General features: G+C 67.8%; 16 protein-coding genes. 11 read left to right on the top strand and 5 right to left on the bottom strand.

The features are described from left to right. Positions 1-146 precede the first annotated feature (146 nt). Both ACN0RJ_RS16870 and ACN0RJ_RS16865 read left to right on the top strand, forming a co-directional pair. The gene (locus ACN0RJ_RS16870; RefSeq protein ID WP_417724988.1) at positions 147-1,238 is read left to right on the top strand and encodes a PQQ-dependent sugar dehydrogenase; all 1,092 of its coding nucleotides are present in this window, start codon (positions 147-149) and stop codon (positions 1,236-1,238) included. Between the two features lie 55 nt (positions 1,239-1,293). Next, on the top strand, positions 1,294-1,713 hold the full coding sequence (locus ACN0RJ_RS16865) for a hypothetical protein (protein WP_417721321.1): 420 nt from the start codon (positions 1,294-1,296) through the stop codon (positions 1,711-1,713). Positions 1,714-1,731: 18 nt separating this feature from the next. Here ACN0RJ_RS16865 and ACN0RJ_RS16860 read toward each other — a convergent pair whose 3' ends face one another. Continuing rightward, complete coding sequence (locus ACN0RJ_RS16860; RefSeq protein ID WP_417721320.1) at positions 1,732-2,733, bottom strand: GlxA family transcriptional regulator; 1,002 nt, start codon at positions 2,731-2,733, stop codon at positions 1,732-1,734. Between the two features lie 212 nt (positions 2,734-2,945). On the opposite strand from ACN0RJ_RS16860, the gene ACN0RJ_RS16855 reads away from it, so the two are divergent. Continuing rightward, the gene (locus ACN0RJ_RS16855) at positions 2,946-4,316 is read left to right on the top strand and encodes a class II 3-deoxy-7-phosphoheptulonate synthase (RefSeq protein ID WP_417724987.1); all 1,371 of its coding nucleotides are present in this window, start codon (positions 2,946-2,948) and stop codon (positions 4,314-4,316) included. A gap of 124 nt (positions 4,317-4,440) precedes the next feature. Next, positions 4,441-4,941, top strand: a complete 501-nt coding sequence (locus tag ACN0RJ_RS16850) for a DUF4174 domain-containing protein (RefSeq protein WP_417724986.1) — start codon at positions 4,441-4,443, stop codon at positions 4,939-4,941. Positions 4,942-4,959: 18 nt separating this feature from the next. Here ACN0RJ_RS16850 and ggpS read toward each other — a convergent pair whose 3' ends face one another. From ggpS to ACN0RJ_RS16835, 3 genes are read right to left on the bottom strand one after another with little or no spacing between them, the layout of a single operon-like run. Beyond that, positions 4,960-6,486 (bottom strand): glucosylglycerol-phosphate synthase, encoded by a 1,527-nt coding sequence (gene ggpS / locus ACN0RJ_RS16845; RefSeq protein WP_417724985.1) that lies wholly within the window; start codon positions 6,484-6,486, stop codon positions 4,960-4,962. A 1-nt stretch (position 6,487) separates the two neighbouring features. Next, on the bottom strand, positions 6,488-7,261 hold the full coding sequence (locus tag ACN0RJ_RS16840) for an HAD family hydrolase (protein ID WP_417724984.1): 774 nt from the start codon (positions 7,259-7,261) through the stop codon (positions 6,488-6,490). Further along, positions 7,258-8,394, bottom strand: a complete 1,137-nt coding sequence (locus tag ACN0RJ_RS16835) for an NAD(P)H-dependent glycerol-3-phosphate dehydrogenase (protein ID WP_417724983.1) — start codon at positions 8,392-8,394, stop codon at positions 7,258-7,260. The genes ACN0RJ_RS16840 and ACN0RJ_RS16835 overlap by 4 nt, the downstream gene beginning before the upstream one ends. Positions 8,395-8,787: 393 nt before the next feature. On the opposite strand from ACN0RJ_RS16835, the gene ACN0RJ_RS16830 reads away from it, so the two are divergent. Beyond that, complete coding sequence (locus ACN0RJ_RS16830) at positions 8,788-9,729, top strand: UTP--glucose-1-phosphate uridylyltransferase (protein ID WP_417721314.1); 942 nt, start codon at positions 8,788-8,790, stop codon at positions 9,727-9,729. Between the two features lie 192 nt (positions 9,730-9,921). On the opposite strand, the gene ACN0RJ_RS16825 is transcribed toward ACN0RJ_RS16830, so the two are convergent. After that, a complete protein-coding gene (locus ACN0RJ_RS16825; protein ID WP_417721313.1) occupies positions 9,922-10,548 on the bottom strand; it encodes a PAS domain-containing protein in 627 nt (208 codons plus the stop codon). A 314-nt stretch (positions 10,549-10,862) separates the two neighbouring features. Between ACN0RJ_RS16825 and ACN0RJ_RS16820 the strand changes: the two genes are divergently transcribed. The 6 genes from ACN0RJ_RS16820 (at position 10,863) to ACN0RJ_RS16795 (ending at position 16,833) form a co-directional block, all read left to right on the top strand. Then, positions 10,863-11,741 (top strand): YicC/YloC family endoribonuclease, encoded by an 879-nt coding sequence (locus ACN0RJ_RS16820; protein WP_417724982.1) that lies wholly within the window; start codon positions 10,863-10,865, stop codon positions 11,739-11,741. Positions 11,742-11,744: 3 nt separating this feature from the next. Next, positions 11,745-12,389: a guanylate kinase gene (gene gmk / locus ACN0RJ_RS16815; RefSeq protein WP_417721311.1), complete on the top strand. Its 645-nt coding sequence runs from the start codon at positions 11,745-11,747 to the stop codon at positions 12,387-12,389. Beyond that, the gene (locus tag ACN0RJ_RS16810; protein WP_417724981.1) at positions 12,386-12,907 is read left to right on the top strand and encodes a gamma carbonic anhydrase family protein; all 522 of its coding nucleotides are present in this window, start codon (positions 12,386-12,388) and stop codon (positions 12,905-12,907) included. The genes gmk and ACN0RJ_RS16810 overlap by 4 nt, the downstream gene beginning before the upstream one ends. Before the next feature lie 236 nt (positions 12,908-13,143). Next, the gene (locus ACN0RJ_RS16805) at positions 13,144-14,316 is read left to right on the top strand and encodes a trans-sulfuration enzyme family protein (RefSeq protein ID WP_417724980.1); all 1,173 of its coding nucleotides are present in this window, start codon (positions 13,144-13,146) and stop codon (positions 14,314-14,316) included. After that, complete coding sequence (locus tag ACN0RJ_RS16800) at positions 14,316-15,356, top strand: ATP-binding protein (protein ID WP_417724979.1); 1,041 nt, start codon at positions 14,316-14,318, stop codon at positions 15,354-15,356. The genes ACN0RJ_RS16805 and ACN0RJ_RS16800 overlap by 1 nt, the downstream gene beginning before the upstream one ends. A 436-nt stretch (positions 15,357-15,792) precedes the next feature. After that, positions 15,793-16,833 carry a substrate-binding domain-containing protein gene (locus ACN0RJ_RS16795; protein WP_417721307.1) on the top strand — a complete coding sequence of 347 codons (1,041 nt, stop codon included), beginning with the start codon at positions 15,793-15,795 and terminating at the stop codon, positions 16,831-16,833. The last annotated feature ends 77 nt before the right edge of the window (positions 16,834-16,910 follow it).

Raw genomic sequence — 16,910 nt, 5'->3', positions numbered from 1 at the left:
AATGTTTTTCCGAGCGGATGCTAAGCCCCGCCATGCAAAAAGAAAAGAGGCATCAGCGCGGCCTATCCCTGCGTCATCACAAGCCCGCCAGCGGCTTTGCATCCCTTCCATGCGGCCCCATATCAAACCGAAACGGAGGTATCATCATGCGCGTTCTGACCCTGTCCCTCGCCGTCTTCTGGGCCACCGCATCGGCGGCGCAGGACATTGCCAGCGAGGCCGGTCCGCTCCGGGTGAGCCCGGTCGTCGAAGGGCTCGACAGCCCGTGGAGTTTCGGGTTCCTGCCCGACGGCACGATCCTCGTGACCGAACGCGACGGGCGGCTCGTGGCGGTCCGGGACGGGGCGCGTCACGAGATCACCGGGCTGCCGCGCGTCTACGCGGGCGGGCAGGGCGGGTTGCTGGACCTGCTGGTGCCGGCGGATTTCGCCGAAAGCCGCGAGCTTTATCTCAGCTATTCCCGTCCGCAGGAGGGCGGCGCGGGCACCGCGCTGCTGCGCGCGCGGCTGTCGCAGGACGGCACCGCGCTCGAGGCGGCGGAGACGATCTTCGAGATGAGCGCGGGCTCCTCCGGCGGGCGTCACTTCGGCTCGCGGCTGGTCGAGGGCGCGGACGGAATGCTCTACATGACCATGGGAGAGCGGGGCGACCGCGAGGCCGCGCAGGATCTGTCGCGCCACAACGGCACGATCATCCGCATCGGCCGCGACGGCTCGGTGCCGCGGGACAACCCCTTCGTCGGACAGGAGGGCGCGCAGCCCGAGATCTGGTCCTACGGTCATCGCAATCCGCAGGGCGCGGCGCTGGACGCCGAGGGTCGGCTCTGGGTCAACGAACACGGCGCCATGGGCGGGGACGAGGTCAACCTGATCGAGAAGGGCGCGAACTACGGCTGGCCGGTGATCGCCTACGGGCGGCATTACTCCGGCGGCAGGATCGGCGAGGGCACGGAGAAGCCGGGCATGCAGCAGCCGGTGTCCTACTGGGACCCCTCGATCGCCCCGTCCGGCATGGCGTTCGTCGAGGGCGGCGCCTGGGACGGCGATGCGCTGGTCGGCTCGCTGAAGTTCGACTACATCGCGCGGCTTTCCGGCGATCCGCTGACCGAGGTCGAACGGCTGGCCTCCGATGCCACGATCCGGGTCCGCGATGTCGCGCAGGGGCCGGAGGGCGACATCTGGTTCCTGAGCGAGGGCAACGGCACGCTCTACCGGGCCGCGCTGCCCGCCGGGGGCTAGGCGCCCGGGCGCGGGCGTGGCACACTTCGGGGATTGATCACCGGAGGATTTTGCCATGCGACTGTCTTGCGCCGCGCTTGTCGCGCTGACGATTGCCGTCCTGCCCGTCCCGTCGCGGGCGCAGGACGGCGTGTTCGTGTCCTACGAGGCGATGCGCGCCACGCTGGACGGGCTGATGAAATCCCGCAGCATCGCGGACCTGATGATCGTCTTCGGCGGCGCCGACGAGATGACCGAACAGCAGCTTGCCGGGCTGGAAGGCCAGGTGCGCCAGATCTATCCCGCCGATTTCTCCGAAGCCGCGGTGATGCGGCATGCGGAGCTGGAAAACGGCTGGTCGCAGGAGGTCATCTCCTACTGGACCGGGGTGGATTACGTCTACGCCTACATCCTGATGCACGACCGCGAGGATGCCTTCGTGGCGGTGAATTTCCGCTTCAACAGCGACTTCTCGGCGCTCAACGCGCTGTTCTGACCGGCGCGCGCGCCCCGGTCAGACCGACAGCCGGCCGCCCTGCGATCCGCGCTCGCGGTAGGGGGTGGTCTGGTAGTGCGCCCGGTAGCACTTGGAAAAATGCGACGGCGAGGTGAAGCCGCAGGCGAGGGCGACGTTGATCACGCTCATGTCGGTCTGCATCAGCAGGTTGCGCGCCTTGGACAGGCGCAGTTCCATGTAATAGCGCTTGGGCGAGCGGCTGAGGTAGCGGCGGAACAGCCGTTCGAGCTGCCGCGTCGACATGCCGACATCCTTGGCGAGCAGCGCGGGCGAAATCGGTTCCTCGATATGGGCTTCCATGATGTGGATGACCTGGCCGAGCTTGGGATGGCGCACGCCGATGCGGGTCGGCACCGAAAGGCGCTGGGTGTCCTGATCGGTGCGGATCGACGAATAGATCAGCTGGTCGGCGACGGCATTGGCGAGGTCCTCGCCGTGGTGATCCGCGAGCAGCTTCAGCATCAGGTCGATGGAGGAGGTCCCCCCGGCGGTGGACAGCCGGTTGCCGTCGGCGACGAACACCGACTTGGTCAGCTTCACCTCCTCGAATTCCTCCTCGAAACTGTCCTGGTTCTCCCAGTGGATCGTGGCGCGCTTGCCGTCGAGCAGTCCGGCCCGCGCCAGCGCGTAGGATGCGGTGCAGAGCCCGCCGACCGTCAGCCCGCGCCGCGCCTCGCGCCGCAGCCAGTTCATCAGCTTCTTGGTGGTGCCCACATGCACGTCGATGCCGCCGCAGACCAGCACCGTGTCGTCGCGGGTCAGCTCGGGCAGGTCGCAGTCGAGCTGGAACAGCACCCCGGCGGAACAATGCACCGAGCCGCCGCCCTCGCCGGTCAGCTGCCAGGTGTAGAGCGTCCGCCCCGACATGCGGTTGGCGATGCGCAAGGCCTCCACCGCGGCGGCAAAGCTCAGCAGGGTGAAGTTCGGCAGCAGGACGAAGACGAAGCGGCGCTGCTTCGTGACGTCCTCCACCTCGACGCTCTTTCGCGGCGCTGGCATGGCGGTGTCCCTGTCGTCATGGGGTCCGGGTGCACCCCGGAACGTTCCCGCACAAGGGCAGACTTGCCGGAGAGCGTCAAGGGATGTCGCAATCGGCGCAAACCGATCGCGCCGCGCCGTGCGGACCGGGCGCATTTCATCTGGCCATGGCCGTGGCGCTTCGCTATACGCTCGGGACGTTTTCGCTAACGGAGACTTTGCGGGAGAGAGCCATGACCGAGTGGAACAAGTCGAGCTGGAGAACCAAGCCCCGGATCCAGATGCCTGATTATCAGGATCAATCCGAGCTGGAGGGCGTCGAGGCGCAGCTTTCGAAGTATCCGCCGCTGGTCTTCGCGGGCGAGGCACGCAAGCTTCGCACCGAGCTCGGCAAGGCATCGCGCGGCGAGGCGTTCCTGCTTCAGGGCGGCGATTGTGCCGAGGCCTTCGACCAGTTCAGCGCCAATGCGATCCGCGACACCTTCAAGGTGATGCTGCAGATGGCGATGGTGCTGACCTACGGCGCCAAGGTGCCGGTGGTGAAGGTCGGCCGCATGGCGGGCCAGTTCGCCAAGCCGCGTTCGGCGCCGACCGAAACCGTGGACGGCGTGGAACTGCCGAGCTTCCGCGGCGACATCATCAACGAGCTGCCCTTCACCGCCGAGGCGCGCAAGCCCGACCCCAAGAAGATGCTCCAGGCCTACACCCAGGCGGCGGCGACGCTGAACCTGCTGCGGGCGTTTTCCACCGGCGGCTACGCCGACGTGCACCAGGTCCACGCCTGGACGCTCGGTTTCACCGAGGGCGAGAAGGCCGCGCGCTACCGCGAGATGGCGAACCGGCTGTCCGACACGCTGGACTTCATCAAGGCGGCGGGCATCGATTCCATGCGCTCCGCGGCGCTGCATCAGGTCAGCTTCTACACCAGCCATGAATCGCTGCTGCTGGAATACGAAGAGGCGCTGACCCGCGTCGATTCCACCTCGGGCAAGTGGCTGGCCGGTTCCGGGCACATGATCTGGATCGGCGACCGCACCCGTCAGCCCGACGGCGCGCACGTGGAATTCGCCGCCGGCGTGATGAACCCCATCGGGCTCAAGTGCGGGCCGTCGATGACCTCGGACGATCTCAAGGTGCTGATGCGCAAGCTGAACCCGCTGAACGATCCGGGCCGGCTGACGCTCATCACCCGCTTCGGCGCCGGCAAGGTGGCCGAGCATCTGCCGCGCCTGGTCAAGACCGTGCGCGAGGAGGGGGCCAACGTTCTCTGGGTCTGCGACCCGATGCACGGCAACACGATCAAGTCGGCCACCGGCTACAAGACCCGGCCCTTCGACGCGGTCCTGCGCGAGGTGCGCGAGTTCTTCGCGGTGCACAAGGACGAGGGCACCGTGCCCGGCGGCGTGCATTTCGAGATGACCGGCCAGGACGTGACCGAATGCACCGGCGGCGTTCACGCGGTGTCCGACGAGGATCTGTCGGACCGCTACCACACCGCCTGCGACCCGCGTCTCAACGCCTCGCAGTCGCTCGAACTGGCCTTCCTCGTGGCCGAGGAGCTGACCAAGCTGCGCCACCGTCCGGCGGATGCGGCAAACGGCTGAGACCGGGCACCGGTCGCGGTTTTCGGGCGGGGTCCATCGGGCCCCGCCCTTTTTCTTGACGAAATGTGAACCGGAGCGGGGCGGCCCGCGTATCCCTTGTGTATCCTTTGGGGGAGGGAGCCGCATGTTCACCGCACTCGGATCCGTGTCGAAGGTCCGCCTCGCGCTGTTGGCGGGGGCCGGGACCATCGCCGCAACGATGATCGCCGCGAAACCGGTCGAGGACATATTCCGCCCGGCGCCATCCAACCTGTCGGACCTTGCCGGTCTGCGCTGGAAACACCGCGTCCTGCTGATCTTTGCGCCCTCGGGCACCGATGGCCGCTACCTGCGCCAGCTAGCGCTGCTCGAACTGACCGAGCCGGGGCTCAAGGCGCGCGACATGCTGATCCTGAGCGATCTTGCGGGCCGCGGCGTCAGCGCCCTGCGCGACCGTTTCGCGCCGGACGGCTTCCGGGTGGTGCTTCTGGGCAAGGACGGGCTGGTCAAGCTCGACCGGAGCGGGCTGGTGCGCCCCGCCGACCTGTTCGGTCTGATCGACGGCATGCCGATGCGCCGGCGCGAGATGCGCGAGGCGGGGGAGCAGGTGCCGCCCCCGGCCTCCGGAGCCACGCCCCGGCCGTGACGCCGGGGCTTCGAGGCGTCAGGCAGCGGCGGTTTCGTCGCTGCCGGCAGCCGCGGCGGAGCCTTCACCGAATTTCTCGGGGGAGAGCATCGCAAGCTGATCCCTTGCCCAGTGGCGGGTGTCGCGCTTGGCCACGGCGGCGCGCAGCAGCGTCATGCGGGCGCGGCGTTCCTCCTCGGGCATGTCGATGGCGAGGTCGATGGCGAAATCCATCGCGCGGGTCGAAAACGGGTTGGTCAGCACCGCCGCCCCCATCTCGACCGCCGCCCCGGCGAATTCCGACAGCACCAGCACGCCGTCGCCATCCGTGCGGGCAGAGACGTATTCCTTGCAGACCAGGTTCATCCCGTCCGCCAGCGGCGTGATCCAGGCCACGTCCGCCACCTGATACCAGGCGACCAGCTCTTCGAACGGAACCGCGCGCGAGATCAGCGCGACCGGTTGGAAGGTGAAGCTGCCGAAGCGCCCGTTGATCCGGCCCGCGATCTCTTCCAGTTCGCGCTGGATCGGCTCGTAGACCGTCATCGCGCGGTTGGCAGAGACCGAGACATGCAGCAGGCGGACCGTGCCGCGCAATTCGGGACGCCGTTCCAGCAGCCGTTCGAAGGCCAGAAGCTGATCCGCGCCGCCCTTGGTGTAGTCGGTGCGCCCGACCGAGAGCAGCATCGTGCTGTCCCCGACCTCGGCGCGGAACCGCTTGGCCAGCGTGGCGGTGTTCTCGTTCCCGGCAAGGCGTGTGATGTAGTCGACATCCACGCCCACCGGCGTCACGCCGAGCTGCACGACATGGCCGTTATGGGTGATTTCGGTCGGCACGGTGCGATCCGACAGGGCCGAGCCTTCGGCGATCAGGTCGGCGGGCACCGCGGCACGGGGCACGTTGCCGACATCGTGCTGGGAGCGCACGGCGGACAGGAAGTTCGCCGCATAGCGCGGGATGTGAAAGCCGACCACGTCCGCCGCAAGCAGGGAATCGATGATCTCGCCCCGCCAGGGCAGCACGTTGAACATGTCCGCCGAAGGGAAGGGCGTGTGGTGGTAGAAGGAAATCCGCAGGTCGGGCCGCATCTGGCGCAGATAGCCCGGCACCAGCCAGAGGTTGTAATCGTGCACCCAGACCGACGCGCCCTGCGCCGCTTCGGCGGCGGCGGCTTCGGCAAAGGCCCAGTTCACCTCCTTGAAGGTGGGCCAGTCGACGGGGTCGTAATTGTACTTTTCCTTGAACCCGTGAAGGATCGGCCAGAACGCCTCCTTCGAGGTGATGTGGTAGAAGCTGCGCACCTGCGCCGCGGTCAGCGGCAGGCGCGATACCGTGTATCTACCGAAGCTGTCCTCGATCTCGACCACCCGGTCGAACCCGGGGTCCGAGGGGGTGGCCGCCTCCTTCCACGCCACCCAGGCGGCGTTCTCGACCTTGCCGAAGAAACTCTTCAGCGTGGGGACGATGCCGTTGGGCGACTTGTTCTCGCGGTATTCGGTTTTGCCGTCGACGACGACTTCCTCGTAGGGTTGGCGGTGATAGACGATGACCAGATCGCTGGACATATCAGACTCCTTCCGGAACTTGGTGCATGTCGAAGACCTCGACCGCCTCGAGAATGCCCGCCGCGCCGATGGCATCGGCCTTGTGAACATGAGGCAGGTCGGCGACCTCCTTGAGAAGGGCGGCCTCTGCGCCGCCGACGGCGACGGCGGGCAGCCCGCATTGCAGCATCGACAGATCGTTGAGCGTGTCGCCGGCGGCAAGCACGCGGCGCTCCTCGATGCCGAGATGGGCGACGAGGCGGCGCAGGGACGGGCCCTTGGAAATTCCGCGCGGCAGCACGTCGAAATAGCGGTTGTCCGAGATCAGCGGATCGTGCCCCATCTCGCGCACGATGTCGCTGGCCGAGGGGTCGAATCCCTCAATATCAAGGTCATAGCTGACCCTGTAACGGAAATCCGTCGCCTGAAGCGTCAGGCCGGGATGGCCCTGCAGCACCGTCTTGACGCGGCGCCCGGCATTGTCCCATGTCGCGGCGATTTCTTCCTCCAGCGGCACGATGGGGTGGATCTGGCCGTCGCGGACCTCGGCGATGGTGGTGCCCACATCGCCCACCACGTATTCCGGCCAAGGCACGCCGCCGTCGCACAACTCGCGGATGAAGCGCGGATCGCGGCCGGTGACGAAGATCAGGCCGATGGTCCCGCGGTTGGCCTCGATCCACTCGTAGAGCCGGGTGCGGTCGGTTTCCGAGCCGCCGAGAAAGGTCCCGTCGAGATCGGTGGCGAGCACGAAGCGGCTGGTGGCGATGTCCCTGGCGTGGATGCTGGAGCTCATGCGGGTTCTCCCTGACCGGTGTGAAGATAGAGGTCGAGCGCGCGCGGCTCGCCTTCGATGGGGCGGGCCCAGAGCACCTGGAAGGTCTCGGCGAGGGGGGCGCCCTCGTGCAGGATGGCATGGACCGACTCGCAGATCGGCATGGAGACGCGCAGACGCCGTGCGAGGTCGACGACCGAGACGGCGTTGACCTCGCCTTCGACCACCGTGGGCAGACCGCCGAAACAATCGGCGCGCGGGGTGCCGCGCCCGAGCTCGGTGCCGAGCTTCATGTTGCGCGAGGTGGTCGAGGAACAGGTCAGGGTCAGATCCCCCGCACCGGCAAGCCCGGTGACGGTTTCCCTACGCCCGCCAAGGGCTTCGGCGAGAAACTTCATCTCGTCCATGCCGCGCGTGATGAGCGCGGCGCGGGTGTTTTCGGCAAAGCCGGCGCCCGTCATCATGCCGCAGGCTATGGCAATCACGTTCTTGACCGCGCCGCCGACCTCGACCCCGACCAGATCGTCCGACACATAGGGACGGAAGGCCTCGGTATGCATGGTGGTTGCCAGACGCGCGGCGGGAGCCGTCGCGGGCTCCATGCGGTCGATATGCGTGAAGGGGAAGGCGACCGTTGCCGCCGTGGGATGGCCCAGCGCGGTTTCGCGCGCAAAGGTCGGCCCGGAGAGCGCGCCGACGGGATGGCCGGGCAGTTCCTCCTCGACCACGTGACTGAGCAGGTAGCCGGTGCCGCGCTCGATCCCCTTGCAGCAGAGGGCGACGGGAACCCCGGCGGGCAGATGCGGACGCATGGCGCGCGCCATGTCGCGCAGCGTGTGCGAGGGTGTCACCATCAGCACCGCCTCGGTGCCCTCCAGCGCCTCGGCCAGGCTGGCGGTGGGGGTGATCCCCGGTGGCAGGGCGATCCCGGCAAGGTGGTCGGGATTTTCGCCGCGCTCCGCGATCAGCTTCGCCAGCGCAGGCCGCCGTCCCCAGAGCCGCACGTCGCGACCGGCCCGGGCGGCAACGGTCGCGAGGGCGGTGCCCCAGCCCCCCATGCCGATGATCGTGATGCGGGAGTAGGGTTCGGCGCGGGTCGGAGACTCGGCGCGGCGAACCGGCGGGGTGTGGTCGATATGTGTCATTCCATCCATGATAACTGGGGCGACCCGTCCCCGATGGGGCGGGTTGGCCGCTAGGCGCTCTCCGTCTGGTGGTTTCCGTACCCCATGAACACTAGGGCTGGTTCCGCCGGAAACCACCCCCGGTGCCGCATTTTTCTGCACCTGCACGGTGACCCCGCGATCTGCCCGCATATTGGGCGGAATTCACGGTGCATGACCGGAAATTGATCGCCCGAAGGGCGGAAAATCGCAATGCAACGTGGCTTTTCCCGCTGTGGCATACGGCCCGACCAGTGCCGGGCGCTTGGGGCCGCAGAGCCGGATCACGTGATATCAAGGGGTTACGATCCGGTGGAACTTCCGCCCGGTCCGGGCGTTTGGCCAGTGTGAATAAAGGGCATAACCTCTTCCCTGATTGCCGCAATGCGGCGTGACCGACAAGGAGACCCGACCGTGACATCCCTGGCAACGATCCCCAACACCAAAGTGCGCACCGCGATTTTCCCGGTGGCCGGCTTGGGCACGCGTTTTCTGCCCGCGACCAAGGCGACCCCAAAGGAACTGCTTCCGGTCATCGACCGCCCCCTGATCCAGTTCGCCATAGACGAGGCGCGCGCGGCCGGGATAGAACGGATGATCTTCGTGTCCCACCCGTCCAAATCCGCCATCGAGCGCTACGTGCACACCGATACCGACCTGTCCGAGACCCTGCGCGGGCGCGGCAAGGACAGCATCGCCGATGCGCTGGACGCGGCGGCGCTCGACCCCGACGAGGAGCAGGTGCATTTCGTCATGCAGGACGAACCGCTCGGACTCGGGCATGCCGTGCTCTGCGCTGCCGAAAAAGCGCTGCCCGGCCCGGTCGCGGTGATCCTGCCGGACGATCTCATCATGGGGGAAACCGGCTGCCTATCCGAGATGATCGAAGCCTATGGCCGCGCCGGGGCAGGGCACATGGTTGCCACGATGGAGGTCGCGCGCGACGAGGTTTCGGCCTACGGCGTCCTGGTCCCGGAGGGCGAGATGACCGGCAACGTGCTGAAGGCCAGCGGCATGGTCGAAAAACCCGCCGCGGAAGAGGCGCCCTCGCTGCAGGCGGTGGTCGGACGCTACGTGCTCGACGGCTCGATCTTCGACGATCTGCGCCACCAGGAACCCGGCCTCGGCGGAGAGATACAGCTGACCGATTCCATCGCGAGGGGGGCCGCGCGCGTCGGCCTCTGCGGCTTCCGGTTCAGCGGCAGCCGCTTCGACTGCGGCTCGAAGGCGGGGATGCTGCGGGCGACGCTGGCCTATGCCGGTCAGCGCGACGAGTTCCAGCAGGTGCTGCGCGATCATCAGCCGCTGGCGCTGGCCGCCGAATGACGCCGCCGGGCCGGGCGCCGTTGCGCCGCCCGGTCCGTCCGCGCCTCCGACCTCGCCGGACCAGAGACAAAAGAAGACCCTCGCAGGATTCTCCTTGCGAGGGTTCTTTCTGCTCGGGCCCTGCGGCGGCAAGGACGAAAAGCGCCGCACAAGCCATCGGGACGAAGGTTTTTTCTGTTCCCTGCCTCGGTCTCAATCGTCGTTGGATACCACCAGCCGCAGATGCGGCACCGCGCGCCGCCGCTCTCCGTCCTTCGGGATGAAGGCCGCGGGCGGCTCGGCCAGTTCCCTGAGCCGCCGATCGGGCGCAGGGTCGGCGGCGGCGGCGATCGCGCCGGACAGCGCCGGCGTCACGGTCATGCCCGAGATCCGGAACCGGCGCGGCGTGCGGCCGATCCGGCCCGTGGTGCAGAGCGCGCCGATCATCCGGGTCATGTCCCCCATGTCCGAGCGCAGCGGCAGCAGCAGCATGTGGCCCTGCAGCCCGCCGCGGCCGAAGCCTTCCTCGCCGGTCAGGTCCAGCCGCACCATCGCACCTTCCGAGAACAGCCGCCCGACACCTTCGCCCAGTCGGTCACGCGCATCCGGGGCGAACAGCGCCGACAGCGGCATGCCGCCTGTCTCCATCCCCATCAGGTCGTTGAGATGGGTGCCCGCAACCCGCAGCTTGGCCAGCGAGGGCGCGATGCGTTCGGCGAGGAATGCGTATTCCAGCACGCTTTCGATTCCCCGGGGGTCGATCTGGCTGCGCAGCGGCACGGTGCCCGAAGGCTCTGCCAGACCGCGCCAATAGGCCTCCAGCAGGCGAAGCGACGTCATGCGTTTCTCTCTCTCACGTCCGGTCATCGAAATCACGTCCCGCCCGTTACCGCCTCTTCCGAACATCTGCGTACTCCCTGCGTTGCCGCGCCGCCTGGTCGGAGCCCCCGTTCCACCTTGCCAGCCACTATCCGTTTGAGACTCAACTTACCTCAAATGCGGCGGAAAAGCGCCCCATTTATGACCCAAAGGTTAACGCACCGGCAGGGTTACGCCGGGTAGACAGCCGCGGGCGGGGACTGTAGGGCCTTGAAAAGTCGTCGGGGCGGACCGCGACGCAATCTTGAGACACGAGGGCGAAAATGCGTCAATCCATGACGGGGTTTGCATCAGAATCAGGCGAACGCGACGGATTGCGCTGGGGCTGGGATCTGCGCGGCGTCAACGGCAAGGGCCTGGAACTGCGCCTGCGCCTGCCGGACTGGGTCGACGGGCTGGAGCCGCTGGTGCGCGCGGCCCTTGCAAGACGGCTGACGCGCGGCAACGTCCAGGTGTCGCTGCGCCTGGCCGGCGCCGGTGAGGAAAGCGCCGCCGATCTCGACGAGGCGGCGCTCGAACGGGTGATCGCGGCCATGGTCCGGATCGAGGCGGCGGCGGATGCGGCGGGCCTTGCACTGGCGCCGTCCTCGGCCGCCCAGATCGTCGGGCTGCGCGGCGTGATGGCGTCGGGGCAGGGACAGGCCGACCTGCCGGCGCTGCGCGGCTGGCTGATGGCGGCCTTCGAGGCGGCGCTGGACGATTTCGTCGCCAATCGTGCCGCCGAGGGGCGCGCCCTGCAGGGGATACTGACGGGCCGTCTCGACGAGGTCGCGCAGTTGGTGACCGAGGCCGCCGCGGCGGTCGACGCCCGGCGCGACGAACAGGCCGAGCGCCTGCGCGCGTCGCTGGCGCGGGTGCTGGAGAATGCCGACGCCCCCGACGAACAGCGCCTGACGCAGGAACTGGCGCTGATCGCGGTGAAATCCGACGTGACCGAGGAACTCGACCGCCTGACCGCCCATGTCGCGGCGGCGCGCGCGCTGCTTGCCGAAGAGGCGCCGGTCGGCCGCCGGCTGGATTTCCTGATGCAGGAATTCAACCGCGAGGCCAACACGCTCTGCTCCAAGTCCGGCTCTCCGGCATTGACGCAGATCGGGCTGGCGCTCAAGACGGTGATCGACCAGATGCGCGAGCAGGTTCAGAACATGGAGTGAGACATGAGCAATCGCCGGGGCCTTCTGATCATCCTGTCCTCGCCCTCGGGCGCGGGGAAATCGACGCTGGCGCGCAGGTTGCGCGAATGGGATCCGTCGATCATCTTCTCGGTCTCGGCGACCACCCGCGCGCCGCGCCCGGGCGAGGTGGATGGCGAGGATTACCATTTCATGACCCAGAGCGCCTTCAAGAAGGCGGTGTCGATGGGCGAGATGCTGGAACATGCGCATGTCTTCGGGAATTTCTACGGCTCGCCCAAGGGGCCGGTGCGCGATGCGATCATCGACGGCAAGGACGTGCTGTTCGACATCGACTGGCAGGGCGCCCAGCAGATGACCAATTCCGAGCTTGCGCTGCACACGCTGTCGATCTTCCTGCTGCCGCCGTCGATCGCGGAGCTGAAGCGGCGGCTCGTCGGGCGCGGCCAGGACGGCGCCGAGGTGATCGACCGCCGCATGCAGAAGAGCTGGGACGAGATCTCGCACTGGGGGTCCTACGATTTCGTGCTGGTGAACGAGGATCTCGACCAGACCGAGGCGCGGCTGAAGAGCATCGTCACCGCGGCGCGGCTGAGGCGGACACAACAGCCGGGGCTTCTGGATCACGTCCGCCGGCTTCAGGAAGAGTTCGAGGAGGGAGAGGAATGACAATCTACGCACTCGACGGGGTGGCCCCGCAGATCGCCGGAAGCGCCTGGATCGCGCCCGGCGCCCATGTGCTCGGCAAGGTGGTGCTCGAGGAGGACAGCTCGGTCTGGTTCGGCTGCACCCTGCGCGGCGACAACGAGGAAATCCGCGTCGGCGCCGGCTCGAACCTGCAGGAGAACGTCGTCTGCCACACCGACATGGGCTATCCGCTGGTGATCGGGGCGGGCTGCACCATCGGCCACAAGGTCATGCTCCACGGCTGCACCATCGGCGAGAACTCCCTCATCGGGATGGGCGCGACGATCCTCAACGGCGCGAAGATCGGACGCAACTGCCTGATCGGCGCGGGCGCGCTGATCACCGAGGGCAAGGAGATCCCCGACGGCTCGCTGGTGATGGGCGTGCCCGGCAAGGTCGTGCGCCAGCTCGACGAGGCCGCCATCGCGGGGCTTCGCAAATCCGCCGCCGGCTACCAGGCCAATGCGCGGCGCTTCGGCAAGTGTCTCCGGGCCCTCTGAGCCGCCGCCGCGCCCGGCCCCCGGGCAGGCAGGGGGCGCTGCCCCCGTCCGCGTGCCGCGGACTCCCCCGGGATATTTCGGGCCAGAAGATGCCTTGGGATTCCCGTGGCCTCTTCTGGCTGCAAATATCCCCGCCGGAGGCCGTCACCACCTTGACGCCCGTGCAATGCCGCGAGGTCTTGCCCGAGCCTCGGGGCTGTGCCACCTGATGGCGGAGATGGCCAAAGGAGATCCCGATGAAACCCACCCTCGTGCGTCCGCCTCTGAAGGACGGGGTATCCTCGCCCGTCGTCACCCCGATCATGCCCTCCGTGGTTCATGCCTCGCGCGATCCGGACGAGCTCGACGCGCAGTATTCCGGCGCGGCGCCGGGCTATGTCTACAACCGCGAGGGCCATCCGAATGCCGATGTGCTGGCGACCCGGATCGATGCGCTCGAAGGGGCGAGCGGCGGGATCGTCACCGGGTCGGGCATGGCGGCGGTTGCGGCGGTGCTGCTGGGACTGCTGAAGGCCGGGGATCACGTGGTCGGGGCCGACCAGCTTTACGGACGAAGCCTGCGGATGATGTCCGAGGATCTGCCGCGGCTCGGCATCGCGACGAGCCTGGCGGATCCGACCGATGCCGCCCATGTGGCGGCGGCGCTGCGCCCCGAGACCCGGCTGGTGCTGATCGAACTGGTGTCCAACCCCACCCTCCGGCTTGCGGATCTTGACGGCATCGCGGCGCTCTGCGCCGAACGCGGCATCCTGCTGGCGGTCGACAACACCTTCACCACCCCGGCGAGCGTGCGCCCCTTCGAGCGCGGTGCCGACATCGTCCTGCATTCGGTGACCAAGCTGCTGGCCGGTCATGCGGACGTGACCCTGGGCTGGGTTGCGGCGAGGGACCCGGACCTCGCCGAGCGCATGCGGATCTTTGCCGTGACTCTCGGTCTTACCGCGAGCCCCTTCGACTGCTGGCTGGCGGAGCGGGGCCTGCTGACCTTCGACCTGCGCTTCGAGCGGGCGCAGGCGAATGCGGCCCGGCTGGCTGATCACCTCGCGGCGCAGCCCGGCGTGCGGCGGGTGCTTTATCCGGGGCGCGGCGATCATCCGGATGCCGCGCGGGCGCAGGGACTGCTGCGCGGGCGGCCGGGCAACATGCTCAGCTTCGAACTCGACGGCGGCCGCGCGGCGGCGAACGCCTTTACCCGCGGCGCGTCCGGGGTGGCCTTTGCGCCGACTCTCGGGGATGTGGGCACGACGCTGTCGCATCCCGCCTCGTCGTCGCACAGGGCGCTGACGGCGGAGGCGCGGGCGGCGCTCGGGATCTCGGAAGGCTTCTTCCGGGTGTCGGTCGGGCTCGAGGATCCGGATGCGCTGATCGCCACCTTCTCGGAGGGGCTGGCCGCAGCCCGCAAGGCGTGATGCGTGCCGACACGCGGGACATGGTATCGGCCTTTCCGCTTCCGGCGGTGCTGGTGCGGCGGGACGAGCGGGTCGAGGCGGTGAATGCCGAGGCTTCGGCGCTGCTCGGCGAGGGGCTGGAGGGGCGGCATTTCATCACCGCGCTGCGCCAGCCGACCCTGCTGGACGCCATCGAGGGAACCTTCCGCGAGGGTCGGCCCCGCGTCACCCGCTACCTTGCCAGCAACGGGCGCCACGACACGACCTTCGAGGTGTCCTGCCGCCCGGTCCCGCTGGAGGGCGGCACCGGGGTTCTGCTGGTGTTCCAGGACATCACCCACGTCGAGCAGATCGGCCAGATGCGCCGGGATTTCGTTGCCAATGTCAGCCACGAACTGCGCACGCCGCTGACCGCGCTTCTGGGGTTCATCGAGACCCTCAAGGGGCCGGCGCGCGAGGATGCGAAGGCGCGGGAACGCTTCCTCGGGATCATGGAGGCCGAGGCCGGGCGCATGGAGCGGCTGGTGGGGGATCTGCTGTCGCTGAGCCGGGTCGAGGCCGAGGAGCGCGTCCGCCCGACCGAGGCGGTGGATCTGCCGGGGCTGGTGCGTTCGGTGCTGCTCGGGCTGGGGCCGCTGGCGGCCGAGGCGGGGGTGACGCTCTGCGCCGACATGCCCGACAAAGAGCAGGACGTGCCGGGCGATCCCGACCAACTGCGGCAGGTGCTGGTGAACCTGGTCGAGAACGCGGTGAAATATTCCGGGCGCGGGACGGATGTGACCGTGGCGCTGACCCGGCCGGAGTTCCAGGCGCGGCTGCGCGGGCCGGGCGTGGTGCTGTCGGTGACCGACAGCGGACCGGGGATCGACCCGATTCACATTCCCCGCCTGACCGAACGGTTCTACCGCATCGACACCCATCGCTCGCGCGAGATGGGCGGCACGGGGCTGGGACTCGCCATCGTCAAGCACATCGTGAACCGCCATCGCGGACGGCTGCGGATCGACAGCACGCCGGGGCAGGGGGCGACCTTTTCGGTGACCCTGCCGGTGCTGGGCTGACGCCTTTCGGGGTGCCGGGGCCGCTTTCCCGTTTGTGACAAGGGCCCGACCCTGCCCATTCCGAGGGGGGGAATCGGGCGGATCATGACATTTTCTCTCATGGCATGACGGGCGCGGCGCGGCCTGCACGGTGATTGCTCTTTCCGCGCAGGACGGGATTTCGACCTTGCGCGGATGATGCGGATGTCGTCTCAAGTGTATATTTTCAATAGATAACTACGGGAATTGTCCGGGTGCCTGCGGATCCGGGCGCGCCCCGGGGAAACCTCCGCCGCGCCCGTCGCCGCAGTGCAGAAGGCCGGTTTCCGCCACGGCATCCCGACACGTCATAAAACTGTTACGCAACCGTCACAAAAGCATTGCGCCAGAGGCTTAGGACCCGCCTCGAGATCCCCGAGGGGAGGGGATCGCTACTCAGGTTACAGGAGCATTCAATATGCAATCCGTGAAACTCGCCGTCTCGGCGCTTGCACTCGCCGCCGCATCGGCCACCGCCGCCGCCGCCCGCGACAACGTCCAGGTCGCCGGTTCGTCGACCGTGCTGCCCTACGCGTCGATCGTCGCCGAGGCCTTCGGTGAAAACTTCGACTTCCCGACCCCGGTCGTGGAATCCGGCGGCTCCTCCGCCGGTCTCAAGCGTTTCTGCGAAGGCGTGGGCGAGAACACCGTCGACGTCGCGAACGCCTCGCGCAAGATCAAGGACAGCGAAGTCGAAGCCTGCGCCGCCGCCGGCGTGACCGACATCATCGAAGTCCGCATCGGCTATGACGGCATCGTCTTCGCCTCCCAGAAGGACGGCCCGGCCTACACCACCTTCGAACCGGCCGACATCTACAACGCGCTCGGCGCCAAGGTGCTGAAGGACGGCGAGCTGGTCGACAACACCTTCGCCCAGTGGAGCGAGTTCAACGCCGATCTGCCCTCCTCCGACATCGTCGCCTTCATCCCCGGCACCAAGCACGGCACCCGTGAAGTGTTCGAGGAAAAGGTCATGCTGAAGGGCTGCGAAGCCTCTGGCGCGATGGAAGCCATGGTCGCTTCGGGCATGTCCGAAGACGACGCGGAAGACGCCTGCATGTCCGTGCGCACCGACGGCAAGTCGGTCGACATCGACGGCGACTACACCGAGACCCTGGCCCGCATCGAATCCAACCCGGCCGGCGTCGGCGTGTTCGGTCTCGCCTTCTACGAGAACAACACCGACAAGCTGAAGGTCGCCACCATGTCCGGCGTCGTTCCCTCGACCGAGTCCATCGCGACCGGCGAATACCCGGTGTCCCGCCCGCTGTACTTCTACGTGAAGAAGGCCCACATCGGCGTGATCCCCGGCCTCAAGGAATATGCCGAGTTCTTCGTCTCCGACGACATGGCAGGCCCGGACGGCCCGCTCGCCCAGTACGGCCTCGTGTCCGACCCGGAACTGACCGACACCCAGTCGCTCGTCGCTGACGAGAAGACCATGGGCGAAGGCATGTAATCCAGACTTCTGCGGGGCGGCCTTTTGCGGGCCGCCCCGTTTTCTGCTGTCCGAAGACCAATATCGAGTGCCATGGT

The sequence above is a fragment of the Salipiger sp. genome, assembly GCF_048261495.1.
Lineage (GTDB): Bacteria > Pseudomonadota > Alphaproteobacteria > Rhodobacterales > Rhodobacteraceae > Salipiger.
Note: the sequence above shows the minus strand (reverse complement) of the source record. Positions and strands in the feature narration are given on the sequence as shown.